A 16421-nucleotide genomic window follows, 5' to 3' on the forward strand; every position below is an offset into this window, starting at 1 on the left:
GATACAATAAATTTTAGAAACATTATGACATTATATCCAAAACTCATCACGGATGCCTTAACTACAGTTATCTATCCCGGTACGAAAAAGAACTTGATAGAAAGCGAAATGCTTGCCGATGATGTAAGAATAGACGGCATGAAAGTGGCGTTCACCCTTATCTTTCCGCGCGAAACCGATCCGTTTTTAAAGTCTACACTTAAGGCTGCAGAGGCTGCCATACACTATCATGTAGATAAAGACGTGGAAGTTACCATCGCTACAGAGTTCAAATCGGCCCCACGACCGGAGGTCGGAAAGCTGTTACCTCATGTAAAGAACATCATTGCAGTGAGCTCCGGCAAGGGCGGAGTGGGCAAATCCACCGTTTCTGCGAACCTTGCGATTGCCTTAGCCCGCCTTGGTTATAAGGTTGGATTGCTCGATACGGACATCTTCGGGCCGTCTATGCCGAAGATGTTCGGTGTGGAAGACGCAAAAATATATTCGGTGGAAAAAGACGGCAGGCAACTCATAGAGCCGGTAGAGCAATATGGTGTGAGGCTTTTAAGCATCGGTTTCTTCGTTAATCCCGACACTGCAACGCTGTGGCGTGGCGGTATGGCCACATCAGCCCTAAAGCAATTGATTGCTGATACCGATTGGGGAGACCTCGATTACTTTATTCTTGACACGCCGCCCGGTACGAGCGACATCCATCTTACATTGCTTCAGACGCTTGCCATTACGGGTGCAGTCATCGTAAGTACACCGCAGAGCGTGGCTTTAGCCGATGCCCGTAAGGGAATAGACATGTATCGGAACGAGAAAGTGAACGTGCCTATCCTCGGTTTAGTGGAGAACATGGCATGGTTCACACCTGCCGAACTGCCCGAAAACAAGTATTATATCTTCGGTAAAGAGGGCTGTAAGAACCTTGCCGAAGAGATGAATTGCCCCTTGTTGGCGCAAATTCCGATCGTACAGAGTATTTGCGAGAGCGGCGATGCGGGCAAACCGGCTGCTTGCAATGTAGGTTCAGCGACGGGACAAGCCTTTCTGAATCTTGCACAGGCGGTGGTTACGGTGACCAACCGGCGCAACAAAGAGCAGAGTCCGACAAAAATAGTGCAGGTAGATAACAACTGATAGGGGTGGTAAATACGATATACGAATTTGCGATACTATAGGTGCGCTTTTCTGTAAAATATAATATATTGCGCCTGCAAGCAGAATAAAAAATGTTATTGCTATCATAATCGTGCAAATAAGAAGTGGGTATAAAAAGTTTGTTTTTATTTCTTATCGGCACGATGGTGTCGCTGTTCGAACTCTTCTTTGCCTATGAAGTTCTGTCCCCCGATAGCTCCGCCGCCGTATTGCAGTACAACTCGGCGGTTCAGAACGATCATCGCGTCGTCTGACGTCAGCTCTTTGAGTTCATTATCTGTTAGAGGTATGTCGTACAGACAGAAATAATAGGCGCCCATGCTTACGCGGCGAAAGAGCAATACGGCCGGATTACGACTGTAGTTGTCGATGTCTATCCCTCGGCAGCCCACGGCCTTGAGCCGCCGGTACAACGTTTCGAGCCGTTCGGGAGTGATGCCTGCCGCCCGCGCCCGCCTTGTTTCCAGCACGCCGATGCTGTCTATTTCGCGATTATAGCTAATGCTGTGGCGCCCTTTTAGGAACAAACGGTCCACCTTTCCGTACCTGATGAACTCCACAGACAGCCGCGTGCTGTCGGGTAGACTGTGGCGGATGTCGTTTACAAGCGTCTGCATATCGCGGCCATATTGCCGGTAGTGCGCTTCCATCGTGTCGGCATCGCACGTCTGACCGGTCTGTACGTCGGCGACGGCAAGCATACAAACCAGCAGCATGTTGATAGTGTGCAGCCATAACAGTTTGCGGCTATGGCGGTTGTTGCTGAAAAGCGACCGCACGAAAGAGTAGAGATAAAGGCAGGCCACGGGGATTGTGATGAACCATAATGCCGCGAATAAGAATGTAATAACGACCATCGTGCCGTTTATATCGGCGGCAAAACAGAACACAAGCAGCAAAAATAATAGGAATAGGGTGGATATGCCGGTGGCGATATAGCACAGAATGATGCTGAACGGCATTCTTTCTATGGAGTTCGGCTCTGCTGTTTCTGCGGGCAAAACACTGCGCTCGGCACGCTTTGTTCGGCGGAATGCAAGCGCTGCCAATGCAATGGAAAGTACAAAGAATAATGCAATTATTATCATGTGGCGTGTACTTGTAACGAGTGCTGTTTCTGCCTTATCCGGCGGTTCTTATATTCTTGGGCCTACAGATGTTCCATATAAACGTTTCAGATGGGTAATGTAAGGCGCTTAGAATGCTTATCTAAAGTATTTGCACGGCCTATTTGTCGCTGTCGTGGTTTATGTATTGAGGAATAAGGGATTATATATTTTCTTAAAATGCGTGGAACGTAATCGTGGCGAGGGACTGAAGTGTTGTTTATACCTGCCTGTTTTCGAGGGCCGATTTCGCCTTTGCAGCAGCGATATGTTTCTTCATCATGTTGATTTGTTCGATGGCGTGCCGGCGTGCAAGTATAATCTGATAGCGGTAGATGAGGCAGGTAGCGAAGAAATATACTACCACCTGTGTCCATAGAGCCTGATACTCGGCTTCGATATCGGCAAGAGTGCCGCCCATAGAACTGATGCGCAGGAAGCCTCGAACGCCGAAAGTGGAGGGGAAAATCGTGGCTATACCTTGCCAAATGCCCGGGATATTCGCCTGTGGCCATGATATACCTGTCATGAAGAGGAAAGGAACAGAGGTGAAAACCACCAGTAACATTACGTTCTCTCTGTAGCGTACAAGGCACGAAACCGCCATGCCGAAGAAGATACAAGAGCACAGGTAAGGTACCAACAGGCCTACAAGAGCGCTGGCAGATGCCATAGTTGTATAGCCGAACAGGCGCGGAACAACGAGGGTAAGATAGGCAGCCATGACGGCGTAAACCATGAAGTAACACATCGACTTGCCCAGCACGATGCGGAAAATGCCGTTATAATGCTTGCTTACGGGTACGAGGTCTTTGTAACGGTTGTTCTCTCGGGCCGTGCCGGCAGCAAGACCTATGCCCAGCAGAAGCGTCTGCTGGATGATGACCATGAGCACTCCGGGGATGATGGCATTGCCGTATCCGCCCGTTGAATTGAATATCTGTACCTCTTCAAAGGCAAGCGGTTGGGCGGTAATTTCCTCGTCTCGGGTGGTAAAGTCGTTGGATTGTGAAATCTGTATGCCGCTGTTGAGCTGCGAAGCCACTGCCTGTGCCGTTTGATAAATGGCTTTGTAGGTAAGCATGAGGCTCATGTCGCAGTACACGCCCACATGAGATTGGCCGCCTCCGCGGTAGAGGTCGGTGCCGAAGTCGGCCGGGAAATAAAGCACGCCGTGCACCTGTTGCTTGCCTACAAGGGCTTTTGCCTCATCTAAGTTGTTGCAATAATAGGCCGCTTTGGTATCAGGAGAGGCGTCGAATGCACGGATAAATTCGCGCGAAGCATGACTGTGTGAGAGGTCGACGATGGCAACGGGCACTTCGCGTACCACTTCATTGTTGTATATCCACGAATAGAGCAGGGGGTAAAGCAAAGGAACAAGGATGAAAAAGATCAAGACACCCTCGTCTTTAACGGTGGCTTTCATCTCTTTGGCCCAGATGTAACACATGTCTCTCAGCCCTTCAGCGGTTCTATGTCGTAGTCCTTTGTTGTCCATCTTGCAGTTATGGTATGTATATATAGGTGAGCAACGCTTTCCGCATGTTCCTGATGGTGATGAGAGGAAGCAGGGCCATCAGGAACAGAGCCATGATATTGGGCCATGCGTTGCCGAGCGGAAAACCGTTGAAGATGCCGATTTGATAAATCATGTAGTAGTGGCGTAGTGGAAACAGCTGTGCTATGGCCTCGATCATCGGGTTCATTGCGAACACTGGATAGGTGGCCCCGCACACCGAGAAGCTCACTACAGCCCAGAGAGAGCATACGCTCATCGACATTCGGAGTGATGGCATCAAGCCGAAAGCGAATATGCCGAACCCCTGACAGGCCATGAGTGAGAGCAACGTAAGCAGAAGTATGGGGAACAGACCGCCCGGATGAGGGAACGACAATACATAATAAATGTAGAAATCGAAGCCGAGAAAGACAAGCAGGAATATCAGAAATTGCGGCAACATCTTACCTGCGAGCGCCACGAAGATGTTGTTATCGGCTAAGGCAAGCCACTCCTTGGAGCGCTTAAACTTGATTTCGGTGCCGATAGAGTAGGGGGTGATAAGGAAAATAAAGAGCATGAGCAGGCCCGGAACCATTGCTGTACTCAAATAAATGTTATAGTTGGCCCACGGATTTCCTATCATGTGCAGGTCTATGGCTATGGGTTGAAGGTAATTGCGTATCTCTCTGCCGGTCTTGCCAAGTGCGGATAACTTGGCCGAACCTACCGCTGCAGAGCCTAAGGTAGAGATGGTTTTAAGGTCGCGAAACAGGTTTGAGCCTGCTACAAGCGACACGCTGCTGTAATAAAACGAAATTTTGGGGCGGCGTGAGGACAATAGACCGTCGGTAGTTCCCTTGGGTATGAGTAGAAAGGCATAGATTTCGTTGCGCTGGATGGCTTGTCGGGCCTCGTTGATATTGGGATAATGAGCTACGACACGTGTCGTTTGGAAAGCATCTAAATTGCGTATGAGTGCGCGAGTTGTCGATGTGTTGTCTTGATCTACTATGCCTACGGGCATATCTTCGGGTGTCCCTTCGTTCATCAGCGATGTAAAGAAGAGGATAACCACAATGGGGAACACGACCATACAGAACCCGTAGATGGGATTGCTGCGCAGGAAACCGCATTCGCGGAGGGCTATTCGGTATATCTGACGAATGGTTTTCGTAACGAAAAGTTTTATTGTTCTTCCTTAATAATCAACGACATTCCCGGACGAAGACCGTCGAATTTCTGCAAAGGCCGTGCCTTTACCTCGAATGTTTTCAGATCGTATTGGCCGTTGGCCTTGGTTGCTTTCCACACGGCATAAGATCCTTGGTCTTTAATGTAGTAGACCTTCATCTTGATATCTTTGTTGAAAGCGGGCGAAAAGGCTGTGAACACACTTCCTACCTTCATGCCTTTCAGCTGGTCTTCGCGCACGTTAAAAGTGCCCCACATATCTTTCATGATCGATATACTCATGATTGGCGAGCCTATACCTACCAGTTCGCCCACTTTGGGGTACACATCACTGACCTCACCTTCTACTTGCGAGACCTGTACGGTTTCTTTCAAAAGCGATTTTACCACATCTACAGCCCCCTTGGCAGCTTGCGCTTGCTTGGCTGCAGCGCGTTTCTCTTCTTGGCGGGCGCCGTTTTTGGCAAGGTCGTATTGGCTCTTTGCGGCCCTTACCTGTGCTTCGGTAGCCTTATAGGCGGCAAATGCTTCGTCGCGTTTTTGGGCGCTCATTACCCCTTCATCGAACAAATGCTGCACGCGCTTGTAGGATTTTTCTGCGATGGTGAGTGCAGCTTCTGCCTGTTGCCAAAGCTCGTAAGCACCCCGTATCTGCTCTTTACGCGCGCCGTTGTCGGCCATATCGCTCATTGCAGCGGCTGCATCTTTCGTTGCTTCGGCCACTCTTTGCTGCGCACTTACCTCGGGTACTTCGAGAATAGCAAGGGTGTCGCCCACATGTACATAGTCTCCCTCCTTCACACGCAGGTCGACAATGCGGCCCGGCAGCTTGCTCGACACGCGGTATTCCGATACTTCGACTTCGCCTTGTACTATTTCCGGCGTTCTTCCCAACGTAAAAAATCCGATGATTGCTACAATTACAACCACTGCTGCAAATCCGATTACAGCAAGAAGAATGTTGGTATGTTGTGTTTTTGCTGACATAATTCTTTCTTCTCTTTATTATTGTAATGTGCCAAGAGCCTTGTTCAGGTTCACTTGGGCTAATTTTACTTCGACCTCGGCATCTATCTTTTGGCTCTGTGCCTGTTGCCATGCAGTTTGCGCAGCCATGACATCTGTCGATTCCATAACACCCTCGCTGAAGCCAAGATTGGCACAACGAAGGTTCTCTTCAGCACTCTTTATGTTCTCATTTGCCATCAAAAGCCGTTTATAGGCTTCCTTTACTTTGAAGCGACTCTGTGTAATTTGCAACGCTATTTTTTCTTCCGCATCGCTGAGTTCCATCATTGCAATATTCGTAGTTGCCTTGGACGCTCTTATTTTATAGGAACTCTCGAACCAGTTCCATACGGGTATCTGCACGATAAGTCCTACGTTCCAAACACCCGAGAAGTTTCTTTGAAATCCGTTGAATACATTGGGGTTCGAGATAAGATACCCGCCTGTGAGCGCTACATGGGGCAGATATTCGGCACGTATGATACGTGTATTCTGCTTACTTATATCGATTGTGTTTTGTAGCATTTTAAGTTCGGGGCGGGAAACGGCAGAAACATCGGTTGTATCTTCGGCGGGATATGACGCATAGAGTGTTTCTTTGTATTCGTCGTAGAGGCGGATATCTTTGTCTAAAGGCAGTCCGCAGAGCTGGCACAGCAGCATTTTGGCGAGCGATAGTCCGTTTTCTACCTGTGTTATCTGCATTTCTGCTTCGTTTACTTTTACGTCTACTTTCAGTCCATCTGCACGGGTTGCCACCCCTTCTTTGATCATTTTCTTTACATCCGAGTCGAGTTTCTTCACCAAATCTCGGTAGCTTATGGCCAGTTTTTCTTTTTCTCGCAGCGATACAACCGTCCAGTAAGCCTGATCTATATTATATAATGTGGTTTGAGTTCGCAGGTTTAAGTCGTTTGCAGCCATTTGTTCGGTGATGTTGGCAATCTTGTTGGCGGCGATAATGGCGCCTCCCATGTAGACCGGTTGGCGAAGCAGCACGGCTCCAGACCATACCTGTCGGGTGTCGGTGCGGAATGCATCGTTAATGGTTTGGCCCAATTGGTTTCCTGCTTGTGCCAGAGGGGTACCCAAGGTGTTGAGCAAACTTCCCATCTGTTGCCCCACTTGCGGTGTTATGATGCCCTGTTGCACCATATTGGTGATAATGCTGTTCAGATTGGTGCCGATGTTTCCCGATACGGTGGTGCCCAAATTGCCGAGTGCATTCTTCTGCCTGTCGTTGAGCAACGATATTTCTTTGCTGAACAACTCGTATCCCCCTATGGCGTCTACCTTAGGAAGGTACTTGGTACGCATCGCTTTACGGGCGTTTCTTGCCACATCTTGCTTTAATCGGGCTATGTTCAACTGCTTGTTGTTGCGCAATGCCATCGCTCTACAACTGTCGAGTGTGAGCATCTGTTGTTGCGCTTCAACGGGTAAGAGTGCGCCGATAAGCATGAAAAACGTTAATACTTTCTTCATTTTATTTAAAAGTAAAACTTCTTGATCCAATCATGTTTCCGTCGGCAAAGATACTTACTTGGTAAGTACCGCTTACGAGTGCTTGATCTACATTCCAATAAGTGGTAACTGAGGTCTGCTGTCCACCGTACTCAATGGTCTTTTTCATTGAGCATTGCAGTGTGCGGTTTTCGTATTGGAATGCACCTCCGTTACCCAAAATAGAACCTGTTGGCGAGATTATTCGTACATAAATTGTGCGCATGCCGTTGGTTGCAGTAACGTTTTTTGTTATGCTGAAACTTACTTGTACGGTATTGCATTTCGAAATTCTATTAGTTGTTTTGCTGTGTTTGTCTATCAACGACATTTCTATACCTACCGCATCGAGTTGCGAGGCAATGGCTATTTTTTCCGAGAGCGATGCTTTTTCTGTATTTAGGCCTTCGATCTGTCGCGTGGCTTCTGCATATTGACCTTTCACACGAGTATTCTCTGCCGTCAGATTTTGGTTCAGCCGGTTCAGCGAGTCTATTTCTATAACATAGCTGCGAAGCACCTGTCGCACCGTGGCAAGTTCTTTTTTCAGCCGCGCAATCTCGCGTGCGTCGCTGCTTTTTACTTGTTTTAGCTCTTCTAAAAGTCGTTGTGTCTTTTCTTGTTCGGCTGTCAATTGCGCCACAATGGAGTCGTTAGATATCTTAGTACGCATCTCGCTGTATTGATTAGCGAACTGCTGATACTCGTTTTCCATCTCTTTTTTATCGAGTTCTGCCAGCTCTTGCATCGCTTTGTTGGCTTCTTTCTGCTTGTTCAGACTAAAAGTAAGGTATATAATGCCGGCAATAAGAAGCACTCCGACAATGATAATGGGGATTAAGACATTTCTCTTCATAAAAGAATTCTTATTATATAAAACAAGTACGCAAAGTTAAAATTTTTATCTTAATTAGCAAAGAATTTCAGAATACCAAATCTTTATTATATTAAAAATTTGCATTTTTATGGAAAAAAAGGACAATATTAAATTTTAATTTGTAATTTTACGGCCTAATTGAAAATATTACAAAGTGAAGAAAAGTGGTTATATATATAAGGTGTTCGACCTGTATTACGACGGTTTTCGCCACATGACGATCGGTAAAACATTATGGATAGTAATTCTTATTAAGCTGTTTATCATGTTTGCTGTGCTCAAAGTTTTTTTCTTTCCTGACTTTTTAAAAGAGAAAAGCAATGCAGGTCATGAAAACGAATATGTATCTAAAGAACTTTTGGAACGCTCTGGAAAATAGGCAAACACAAGCTGTTTAAAATATTATAAACCTAAATAAATTATGATTAACAACTTATTATTAGACATTTCTGCTGGAACTATCGACTGGTCGAGGGCACAATTCGCCTTGACGGCCATCTATCATTGGCTGTTTGTTCCACTTACTTTGGGGCTTGCAGTGGTAATGGGAATCGTGGAGACATGCTATTATCGAACCAAAAAACCTTTTTGGAAGGATGCTGCCCGTTTTTGGCAAAAGCTCTTCGGTATTAATTTTGCCATGGGAGTTGCCACGGGTATTATCCTTGAATTCGAGTTCGGTACCAATTGGAGTAACTATTCGTGGTTCGTAGGCGATATATTCGGCGCACCTCTTGCTATAGAAGGAATTATCGCATTTTTTATGGAATCTACCTTTGTAGCCGTGATGTTCTTCGGTTGGAAGAAGGTTTCGTCTGGTTTTCATTTGGCCTCTACATGGCTTACCGGCTTGGGCGCAACCATTTCGGCTTGGTGGATTCTTGTTGCAAATGCATGGATGCAGTATCCTGTTGGCTGTGTTTTCAATCCCGATACGATGCGTAACGAGATGGTATCGTTCTTTGATGTGGCTCTTTCACCCTTTGCCATCGATAAGTTTTTCCATACTGTTACATCGTCGTGGATTATCGGTGCCGCTTTTACCGTAGGGGTGAGTGCGTGGTATCTGCTGAAAAAACGTGAGCAAAAACTGGCTGTAGAGAGCATTAAGATAGGGAGTATCGTCGGTTTGATTGCCTCTGTTCTTGCTGCAATTACGGGTGATAATTCTGCTTATATGGTGGCCAAAGTGCAGCCGATGAAACTTGCAGCAATGGAAGCTCTATATAATGGCGGAACCGATCAGGGCCTTACAACCGTAGCATGGGTAGACCTGTTCAAGCAACCTGATTATGCTAAGGAGAAAGAACCGGCTTCTCGTATAGCCATTCCCAATGCACTTTCTATCCTTGCTACGCATGATTCTCATGGATATGTGCCCGGTGTGAACGACATTCTCAATGGGTATACCAAAGCCGATGGTACCAAAGAACTCTCATTGCAAGAGAAAATAGAGCGTGGAAAGAAAGCCATTAGCGCTATGAAAACCTATAGAAGTGGCGATAAGAGTGCTGCTGTAAGGAAAACGATACAAGACAATATGCCTTATTTCGGATACGGTTATGTGAAGTCGGCCGATCAGATCGTGCCTTATATTCCGCTTACGTTCTGGTCTTTCCGTATCATGGTAGGTTTAGGAATAGTATTTATTTTGTTCTTTATCGTGGCTCTGTTCTTTGTTTATAAGAAAGACATTGCCAAACAACGTTGGCTACTTGTGTCTGCTATAGTCCTTGTTCCGTTGGCTTATATCGCAAGCGAACTTGGATGGGTAGTAGCCGAATTGGGCCGACAGCCATGGACTATCCAAGACATATTGCCCACATGGGCGGCTGTTTCCGACTTGCAGCCCGGTTCGGTTATTCTTACATTCTTTATATTCCTTGTACTTTTCACCGCGATGCTCGGCATAGAGATCAATATTCTTTGCAAGCAAATCAAGAAAGGTCCCGAGCATACTGATATTGAACAGATTGTTAACAATTAATCTTCTAAAAAAACAATAACAATGAGTTATATATTTTTGCAACATTACTGGTGGCTCTTGGTTTCTTTGTTAGGGGCTTTATTGGTCTTTCTGATGTTTGTTCAAGGCGCTAATTCGCTTATTTTCAGTCTTGGACGTAATCCTCAAGAGTATCGGATGGTAGTTAATTCTACCGGACGTAAGTGGGAAATCACCTTTACAACACTTGTTACTTTCGGTGGGGCATTCTTTGCATCGTTCCCATTGTTCTATAGTACCAGCTTCGGAGGTGCCTATTGGCTGTGGATGGTTATACTTTTTTCGTTTGTACTGCAGGCGGTGAGCTACGAATTTCAGAACAAGAACGGCAATTTGCTCGGTGCTAAAACCTTTCAATGGTTCCTGATTATCAACGGAATCCTTGGTCCCTTGTTGCTCGGAGGGGCCGTTGCAACGTTCTTCGATGGCTCTAATTTCCTGATAGACAAAATGAATATTACCGAAGGATTGCAGCCCGTAATCAGTCGTTGGGCAAATGCAAGCAACGGACTCGATGCATTGCTCGATCCTTGGAATTTGGTGTTCGGCTTTTCTGTGTTCTTTCTTGCCCGCATACTCGGTATACTTTATGTAATAAATAATGTGGAGCATGAAGAAATAAGGGCTCGCGGACGTCGCCAATTGCTTATCAATACAGTACCTTTTCTTATACTGTTTCTGTCGTTCTTGGTGCGTACGTTGCTCAAAGACGGCTATGCATACGATCCTGTAACGGGAGTTATCTCGATGGAGGCGATGAAGTATCTGCATAATTTACTCGACATGTGGTACTTAACTGCGATACTTCTCGTCGGTGTGGCATTCTTACTCTTTGCCATTATCAAAACTGTAATGAACAAAGATTATATACGCGGCATCTGGCCGGCGGGTATCGGAGTGGTATTAGCGGTGCTGGTATTGCTGCTTTATGCCGGATGGAACAACACTGCCTACTATCCCTCTAATGTCGATTTGCAGAGCTCGTTAACGATAGCCAATAGCTGCAGCAGCGAATTTACGTTGGGTGCAATGGCCGTGGTATCGCTTTTTATCCCGTTTGTACTGGCATATATCGTTTACGTATGGCGCGCTATGGACAGTAAGAAGATAGATAGTGAAGAGATAGAACAAGAAGATGCTTATTAAGAGATTAATTTTAACGGCGCTCTCTGCAGTGCCTTTCGTACTCATGGCGCAGGTAGACAGCTTGCGCCATGAAGTGTTGTTGCAGACGAACAAGGGCGACATTCGCCTTGTGCTTTATAACGAAACGCCTCGCCACCGCGACAATTTTCTGAAACTTGTGCGTTCCGGTTATTATAATGGTAACTTGTTCCACCGTGTGATAGCCGGTTTTATGGTGCAATCGGGCGATTCTACGAGCCGACATGCCGCTGCCGGAGCCGTTACGGGCAACTATTCGCCCGACTACACCCTACCTGCCGAAATCGTATTTCCGCAATATTTCCATAAAAGAGGGGCGCTGGCGGCTGCTCGCGAGCCCGACCAGACAAATCCGGAGCATGCATCTTCGGCAAGTCAGTTCTATATAGTCTACGGAAAGCGCATGAGTGAAGACATGCTTGACCGTGCACAGAGCCGACTCGATATGGCTACCCACGACAAGATAAAACTGACTCCGGAGATAAGAAAAGCATATTTCGAGCAGGGTGGAACGCCGCATCTCGACGGCCAGTATACGGTTTTCGGCGAGGTAGTGGAAGGAATTGATACCATTAGAAATATACAACAGGCCGAGACGGATGCCAATGATCGGCCGATAGAAGATATCAGAATATTGAAAGCTACAGTTGTGAAATAACTGCTTTCGGTGCACTTCCGTATACTCGTTTGGCCTCCTTTGCAGCTTCTTCGCCGCGTAGTTTCTTGCTCTGCAGGTAATCTTTCAGGATGAGAGATTTCTCCTTGAACTGATATTCCTTCTGCAGAGTGCCGATAAGGGCACGCAGTTGCATGTTGCGATAGTGCATGTTCTCGTCGCCGATACCTATTCTTGAAGAGAAAAACACATTCTCTTTGTTTCGCGGATCGGCGTTGTGGGCAGCTTTCTGCAATACTTTTCGGTGCTCGATGGCGGGAAACAGCTTCGACAGTTCGAACGTTCCGGCATGGCGTTCGTTGAAGAAATCGGGCGAAATAGCGTGTTCTTGTTCGTTTACTTTGCTTGCCAGATAGGTGAGAACGTTGTTGGGACCGAACTTCGCCGTGCCGTCTGCGAACACCGCACTGCGTATCAGTGCCGAATAGTAATAGGTGTCGGCTGCCGAAAGCGATATGCCTACGCACACTCGATTATCCATCTTATAGGCGTCGTTGGCGCTCTGTCCGCGACGGTGCACATAAAATTCGCCGAAATGGTTCATCTGTAGCTCGTTGCTATGCACGTAGGGATCTTCGAAAACGCCGGCTCTGTAGAAATAACTTTCGAGTTCTATCGGGTACAGAGTGATGCCTTCGATGCTGAAGCAATAGCGGTTGAGCAAGAGGTTGGTAGTCTCTTGCAGCGACTTAACGATGGTATCGCCGTTTTGCAGCGTACCCAGTTTTTCGATAATTTGTTCTAATTCCATGTTTTTATGTTTTAACTGTCTTGGTTATCTGTTTCGCTTGTTGCCGTTATCGGGGCGGTGTAGCTTACTTCTACCTTAAAAACACGCCGCATACATATCAATAGATAAGCATTGAACAGCATTTGCAGCCAACGTAAGAGAACAAGAAGATAGTCTTGCAACTGGTCTGTGAAGAACATTATTAGCAGTACAATAGGGGTAAGAGCTATTGAACAGAGCAGGAAAGCTATGCCCAATTGTCTGATACGACCGCTGTGTCGGAATGTCAGAATGCAGCCTATCCAAATCTGGATAATGCAATAAATGAAGTTCAACGCTTGGATGATGATATTTAATCCAAACGAATTTGAAAAGCTATGGATATAAGAGATGTGCATAAATACGGTGCGCAATACATACAGAGCCCCCATTGCGAGCCACAGATTGCTCAATGTGTTGCTTATGCTCGTGCTGTTTTTCTGCAGCTGATACAGCATCCATAGCCACATAATGGTATTGATGAGCAGAACGGTGTATCGTACTGCCGGCGACAGAATGAGTTCTACGAGCACGTAATAGCCGTTGTAGCCCGTGATGGGTATTGCATCGGGTGCGGGATAATTGCTTAATACGAAAGTTACAAGAGAGAGTATCAGCCACAAACGGAACTGTTTGTCTTGCTTCTGATTTACAGTGAAGTGTGTCATAATAATTGTTTTGCGGTCTGTTTTTTATACTTTTCGGGGTGTACCCGATACGTTTATTTACACCTTATTATATATATAGGGCTCGGCACCTCTGGTTTTGCATGATACAGGAACGGTGTGCGTGTTCCTTATTTCTCCTCCGGATCTTGTGTAAGTTCGGTAATTTTCTTCATCAGTTCTTTCATCCGGTTCTGAAACGTCGACGGTCTTTCGTGCTCATGCCGGCTGTCGGTTTGTGGCAGAGAGGTCGTTTGCGGAGTTCTTTCGTAGCCGTTTTCGGGCGTTTGTTGTCTGCGTTCCGGTGCCGAAACTGTCTTTTGCGAGCTTGTTGCAGAAAGCTCGTTGGCAATAGAGCGGCCGCCTGCCGTCGTTTCGCCGGCAGTATCTTCTTGCTCTTCCGCCTCTCCGCCGGCATATACCGTTACGGGTATGCCGTCTATGTCGGTCTTAACAACGGGGCGAGTTATACATTTCGCTGTATTTCCGGCAACATTTTCTGTTGTTTTCAAGTCTGTGTGTTGATACGATTTATAGAGCTTACCGATCATACTTTCAAAATAATCTTCGTCTAAACCCTCTGTGCAGGCTCTGTTATTGTACTCGAAATCGTCGGCAAACCCCGTGGCAAGGATGGTTACTTTGGCATCTTCGTCGAGACTGTTGTCGTCTGAAACGCCCCATATCACGTCGATATTCGGATCGAGTGCATCCATGAATGCGTCGATTTCGGTCATTTCTCTGACAAAGAGCGGGTGTTTTTCGCTCGTATAGATATTGAACAGTATGCGCCGGGCCTTATCTATGTCGTTGCCATAGAGTAGGGGCGAGTCCAGTGCATCGATAATTGCCTTCTGTACACGGTGCTCGCCGCCGGCACGTCCCATAGCCATGATAGCGCCTCCCCCGCCGCGCAGTGTCGTTTCAACGTCGCAGAAGTCGAGATTGATATCCCCCTCAACGGTGATAAGCTCGCTGATTGACTTGGTTGCATCGCAAAGTATCTGGTCTGCACGGCGAAATGCGTTCTTTATGGTTACTTCGGAATTGGTGTAGATGTCGCAGATGCGTTCGTTATTGATAATAAGCAACGCGTCTACATTGCGCCGCATCTCCTCTACACCTTTGAGGGCTTTGATGATTTTGCGCTTCTTTTCGAAGTAGAACGGTATGGTTACGATACCTATAGTAAGTATGCCCATGCCTTTGGCCGCACCTGCAATAACAGGAGCCGCACCGGTTCCTGTGCCTCCACCCATGCCCGCAGTGACGAACACCATTTTGGTACCGTCGTCTAACAGGCGTTTGATGCTGTCTATACTTAGCTCGGCGGCCGCCTTTCCTATTTTCGGATCGGCGCCGGCCCCCAGACCTGTGTCGCCTATAGGTACCTTGACGGGGATCGGCGACTTGGCAAGAGACTGGCTGTCGGTATTGCATACGGCAAACGTTACGTTCGTAATGCCTTCGTTGTACATATTCTTAACGGCGTTACATCCGCCTCCGCCCACGCCAATTACCTTGATGATGTTCTTTGTTTTATCCTCTGTGTAGCCGAAATCCACTAAAGGCGTTGCCATTGTATCGAATTCTTCCATGCTCTCTATTTTCTGTTTATTCTATGTTTATTTGCAAAAATATATTATTATTTCGAAATAACAAAGTTTTTGCAAGGCTTGCATGTGTTTATCGGGCTCTGGGGGTATCGCAGACAGACGTATGGTTCAACGGGCTTAGACCTTGTATCAATGTAGAATAGATGGCATATCTGTCTCGGAAGTATTTATAAGTTGTTTCTCCGATGTAGGAAGTTTGGCGGAAAATGATTATATTTGCAGCGTGAATACAGAGGCTGAAAATATAGCAAATGAGATACATGAACGCGTGCTGAAGCTGCAATGGATGGGGCGTAACGACCTGCTGTTGCAGAGCATAGGAGTGCCTCTATTGGAGCAACTTCGCATAGAAGCGGCCAAAGGAACACTGAGTCCGCTTCGTATAACGGCCGATTATCGCTTCTTTCTGACCGCTTATAATAATAAAGAGGTGGAGCTTTCACCTATTCATAAGGCGGTATATTTGTTATTTCTGGACCATCCGGAAGGCATAGAATTTAAGAAACTCGGCGATTATAAGGCCGAATTGAGGTCGCATTATGCGAAAACGTGCCGATGGCTCGATACTGTAAAGGTGGTAGAAGCAGTTGATAGGCTGGTTGATCCGCTCGATAATGCTATCAATGAGAAGTGTTCGCGCATCAAGAATGTCTTTTTGTCGCTGATGGACGAATATAGTGCCTCTTATTACATTATAAGTAGTCGTAATCGCAAGCATGTTCAAGGAGCGTCGCATATATGGTTCGAGCGTCTGAAGTTGATAACACTCCCCCGAAATATGGTGATTTACGAGGCAAAGACATAAGGAGTATCCTCGTTTTTTGTTTTTAATATTATTTTTTTTCTTTCTTTTTTCATTTTCTTGTTCAAATATTTGGCGGTTTTATATTTTTGTATTACTTTTGCCGTCGCTTTCCCTCAGATGTGGGGGTAGTATGTTAGAAAGAGTTCTTTGACTAATTTACATAGGAGACAGAAGAAGTAGTACGAAAAAGCTATCCGTAGCCATGTCTTTTTATTTATTATTTTGATGTGTTTTATGGATAGGGTAGGAAAATCATTCGACTTTGTCATTTATATCCTTGATTCGGGTTATATTTTGTCATTTGCATATCGTTTGTGATCCAATTTGAGCTAACTTATGAGCGTTTTAATACAGACATTTTAGGTATTTGGTGATATTCTTTT

Annotated in this window: 15 protein-coding genes; 6 read left to right on the top strand and 9 right to left on the bottom strand. The window is 46.2% G+C overall.

The window, feature by feature from the left end; translation table 11 throughout:
* Positions 1 to 24 precede the first annotated feature (24 nt).
* Complete coding sequence (locus HMPREF0663_RS02750; protein WP_004368614.1) at positions 25 to 1128, top strand: Mrp/NBP35 family ATP-binding protein; 1104 nt, start codon at positions 25 to 27, stop codon at positions 1126 to 1128.
* 146 nt (positions 1129 to 1274) lie between these two features.
* Here HMPREF0663_RS02750 and HMPREF0663_RS02755 read toward each other — a convergent pair whose 3' ends face one another.
* The 6 genes from HMPREF0663_RS02755 to HMPREF0663_RS02780 form a co-directional block, all read right to left on the bottom strand.
* Positions 1275 to 2237: a hypothetical protein gene (locus tag HMPREF0663_RS02755; protein WP_004368615.1), complete on the bottom strand. Its 963-nt coding sequence runs from the start codon at positions 2235 to 2237 to the stop codon at positions 1275 to 1277.
* Between the two features lie 238 nt (positions 2238 to 2475).
* Positions 2476 to 3756: an ABC transporter permease gene (locus tag HMPREF0663_RS02760; RefSeq protein ID WP_004368616.1), complete on the bottom strand. Its 1281-nt coding sequence runs from the start codon at positions 3754 to 3756 to the stop codon at positions 2476 to 2478.
* A gap of 7 nt (positions 3757 to 3763) precedes the next feature.
* Positions 3764 to 4852 (bottom strand): ABC transporter permease, encoded by a 1089-nt coding sequence (locus HMPREF0663_RS02765; RefSeq protein WP_004368617.1) that lies wholly within the window; start codon positions 4850 to 4852, stop codon positions 3764 to 3766.
* A gap of 92 nt (positions 4853 to 4944) precedes the next feature.
* Positions 4945 to 5937 carry an HlyD family secretion protein gene (locus tag HMPREF0663_RS02770; RefSeq protein ID WP_004368618.1) on the bottom strand — a complete coding sequence of 331 codons (993 nt, stop codon included), beginning with the start codon at positions 5935 to 5937 and terminating at the stop codon, positions 4945 to 4947.
* A gap of 18 nt (positions 5938 to 5955) precedes the next feature.
* Positions 5956 to 7443, bottom strand: coding sequence for a TolC family protein (locus tag HMPREF0663_RS02775; RefSeq protein WP_036875731.1), 1488 nt, complete (start codon positions 7441 to 7443; stop codon positions 5956 to 5958).
* Position 7444: 1 nt separating this feature from the next.
* Positions 7445 to 8317 carry a DUF8429 coiled-coil domain-containing protein gene (locus tag HMPREF0663_RS02780; protein ID WP_004368620.1) on the bottom strand — a complete coding sequence of 291 codons (873 nt, stop codon included), beginning with the start codon at positions 8315 to 8317 and terminating at the stop codon, positions 7445 to 7447.
* A gap of 175 nt (positions 8318 to 8492) precedes the next feature.
* Here HMPREF0663_RS02780 and HMPREF0663_RS02785 point away from each other — a divergent pair, with 175 nt between their 5' ends.
* Genes HMPREF0663_RS02785 through HMPREF0663_RS02800 form a run of 4 tightly spaced genes read left to right on the top strand, consistent with a single transcriptional unit; the run spans position 8493 to position 12165 of the window.
* On the top strand, positions 8493 to 8717 hold the full coding sequence (locus HMPREF0663_RS02785; protein WP_004368621.1) for a DUF4492 domain-containing protein: 225 nt from the start codon (positions 8493 to 8495) through the stop codon (positions 8715 to 8717).
* Positions 8718 to 8762: 45 nt separating this feature from the next.
* Complete coding sequence (locus tag HMPREF0663_RS02790) at positions 8763 to 10325, top strand: cytochrome ubiquinol oxidase subunit I (protein ID WP_036875749.1); 1563 nt, start codon at positions 8763 to 8765, stop codon at positions 10323 to 10325.
* A 21-nt stretch (positions 10326 to 10346) separates the two neighbouring features.
* Positions 10347 to 11489 carry a cytochrome d ubiquinol oxidase subunit II gene (locus tag HMPREF0663_RS02795; RefSeq protein ID WP_004368623.1) on the top strand — a complete coding sequence of 381 codons (1143 nt, stop codon included), beginning with the start codon at positions 10347 to 10349 and terminating at the stop codon, positions 11487 to 11489.
* Positions 11479 to 12165 carry a peptidylprolyl isomerase gene (locus tag HMPREF0663_RS02800; protein WP_004368624.1) on the top strand — a complete coding sequence of 229 codons (687 nt, stop codon included), beginning with the start codon at positions 11479 to 11481 and terminating at the stop codon, positions 12163 to 12165. The genes HMPREF0663_RS02795 and HMPREF0663_RS02800 overlap by 11 nt, the downstream gene beginning before the upstream one ends.
* Here the strand turns inward: HMPREF0663_RS02800 and HMPREF0663_RS02805 are convergent.
* From HMPREF0663_RS02805 to ftsZ, 3 genes are all read right to left on the bottom strand, one after another.
* The gene (locus HMPREF0663_RS02805; RefSeq protein WP_004368625.1) at positions 12149 to 12934 is read right to left on the bottom strand and encodes a hypothetical protein; all 786 of its coding nucleotides are present in this window, start codon (positions 12932 to 12934) and stop codon (positions 12149 to 12151) included. The genes HMPREF0663_RS02800 and HMPREF0663_RS02805 overlap by 17 nt on opposite strands.
* 11 nt (positions 12935 to 12945) lie before the next feature.
* Positions 12946 to 13620: a hypothetical protein gene (locus HMPREF0663_RS02810; protein ID WP_004368626.1), complete on the bottom strand. Its 675-nt coding sequence runs from the start codon at positions 13618 to 13620 to the stop codon at positions 12946 to 12948.
* A 128-nt stretch (positions 13621 to 13748) separates the two neighbouring features.
* Positions 13749 to 15215 carry a cell division protein FtsZ gene (gene ftsZ / locus HMPREF0663_RS02815; protein ID WP_004368627.1) on the bottom strand — a complete coding sequence of 489 codons (1467 nt, stop codon included), beginning with the start codon at positions 15213 to 15215 and terminating at the stop codon, positions 13749 to 13751.
* A 241-nt stretch (positions 15216 to 15456) separates the two neighbouring features.
* Between ftsZ and HMPREF0663_RS02820 the strand changes: the two genes are divergently transcribed.
* Entirely contained in the window at positions 15457 to 16038 is a 582-nt protein-coding gene (locus tag HMPREF0663_RS02820; protein WP_004368629.1) for a hypothetical protein, read from the top strand.
* The last annotated feature ends 383 nt before the right edge of the window (positions 16039 to 16421 follow it).

The sequence above is a fragment of the Hoylesella oralis ATCC 33269 genome, assembly GCF_000185145.2.
Taxonomy (GTDB): domain Bacteria; phylum Bacteroidota; class Bacteroidia; order Bacteroidales; family Bacteroidaceae; genus Prevotella; species Prevotella phocaeensis.

What these genes read in the sequence shown, in the direction of transcription:
- HMPREF0663_RS02750 (WP_004368614.1), top strand. Translation starts at nt 25, where the DNA reads ATGACATTATATCCAAAACTCATCACGGATGCCTTAACTACAGTTATC.
- HMPREF0663_RS02755 (WP_004368615.1), bottom strand. Translation starts at nt 2,237, where the DNA reads ATGATAATAATTGCATTATTCTTTGTACTTTCCATTGCATTGGCAGCG.
- HMPREF0663_RS02760 (WP_004368616.1), bottom strand. Translation starts at nt 3,756, where the DNA reads ATGGACAACAAAGGACTACGACATAGAACCGCTGAAGGGCTGAGAGAC.
- HMPREF0663_RS02765 (WP_004368617.1), bottom strand. Translation starts at nt 4,852, where the DNA reads ATGGTCGTGTTCCCCATTGTGGTTATCCTCTTCTTTACATCGCTGATG.
- HMPREF0663_RS02770 (WP_004368618.1), bottom strand. Translation starts at nt 5,937, where the DNA reads ATGTCAGCAAAAACACAACATACCAACATTCTTCTTGCTGTAATCGGA.
- HMPREF0663_RS02775 (WP_036875731.1), bottom strand. Translation starts at nt 7,443, where the DNA reads ATGAAGAAAGTATTAACGTTTTTCATGCTTATCGGCGCACTCTTACCC.
- HMPREF0663_RS02780 (WP_004368620.1), bottom strand. Translation starts at nt 8,317, where the DNA reads ATGAAGAGAAATGTCTTAATCCCCATTATCATTGTCGGAGTGCTTCTT.
- HMPREF0663_RS02795 (WP_004368623.1), top strand. Translation starts at nt 10,347, where the DNA reads ATGAGTTATATATTTTTGCAACATTACTGGTGGCTCTTGGTTTCTTTG.
- HMPREF0663_RS02800 (WP_004368624.1), top strand. Translation starts at nt 11,479, where the DNA reads ATGCTTATTAAGAGATTAATTTTAACGGCGCTCTCTGCAGTGCCTTTC.
- HMPREF0663_RS02805 (WP_004368625.1), bottom strand. Translation starts at nt 12,934, where the DNA reads ATGGAATTAGAACAAATTATCGAAAAACTGGGTACGCTGCAAAACGGC.
- HMPREF0663_RS02810 (WP_004368626.1), bottom strand. Translation starts at nt 13,620, where the DNA reads ATGACACACTTCACTGTAAATCAGAAGCAAGACAAACAGTTCCGTTTG.
- ftsZ (WP_004368627.1), bottom strand. Translation starts at nt 15,215, where the DNA reads ATGGAAGAATTCGATACAATGGCAACGCCTTTAGTGGATTTCGGCTAC.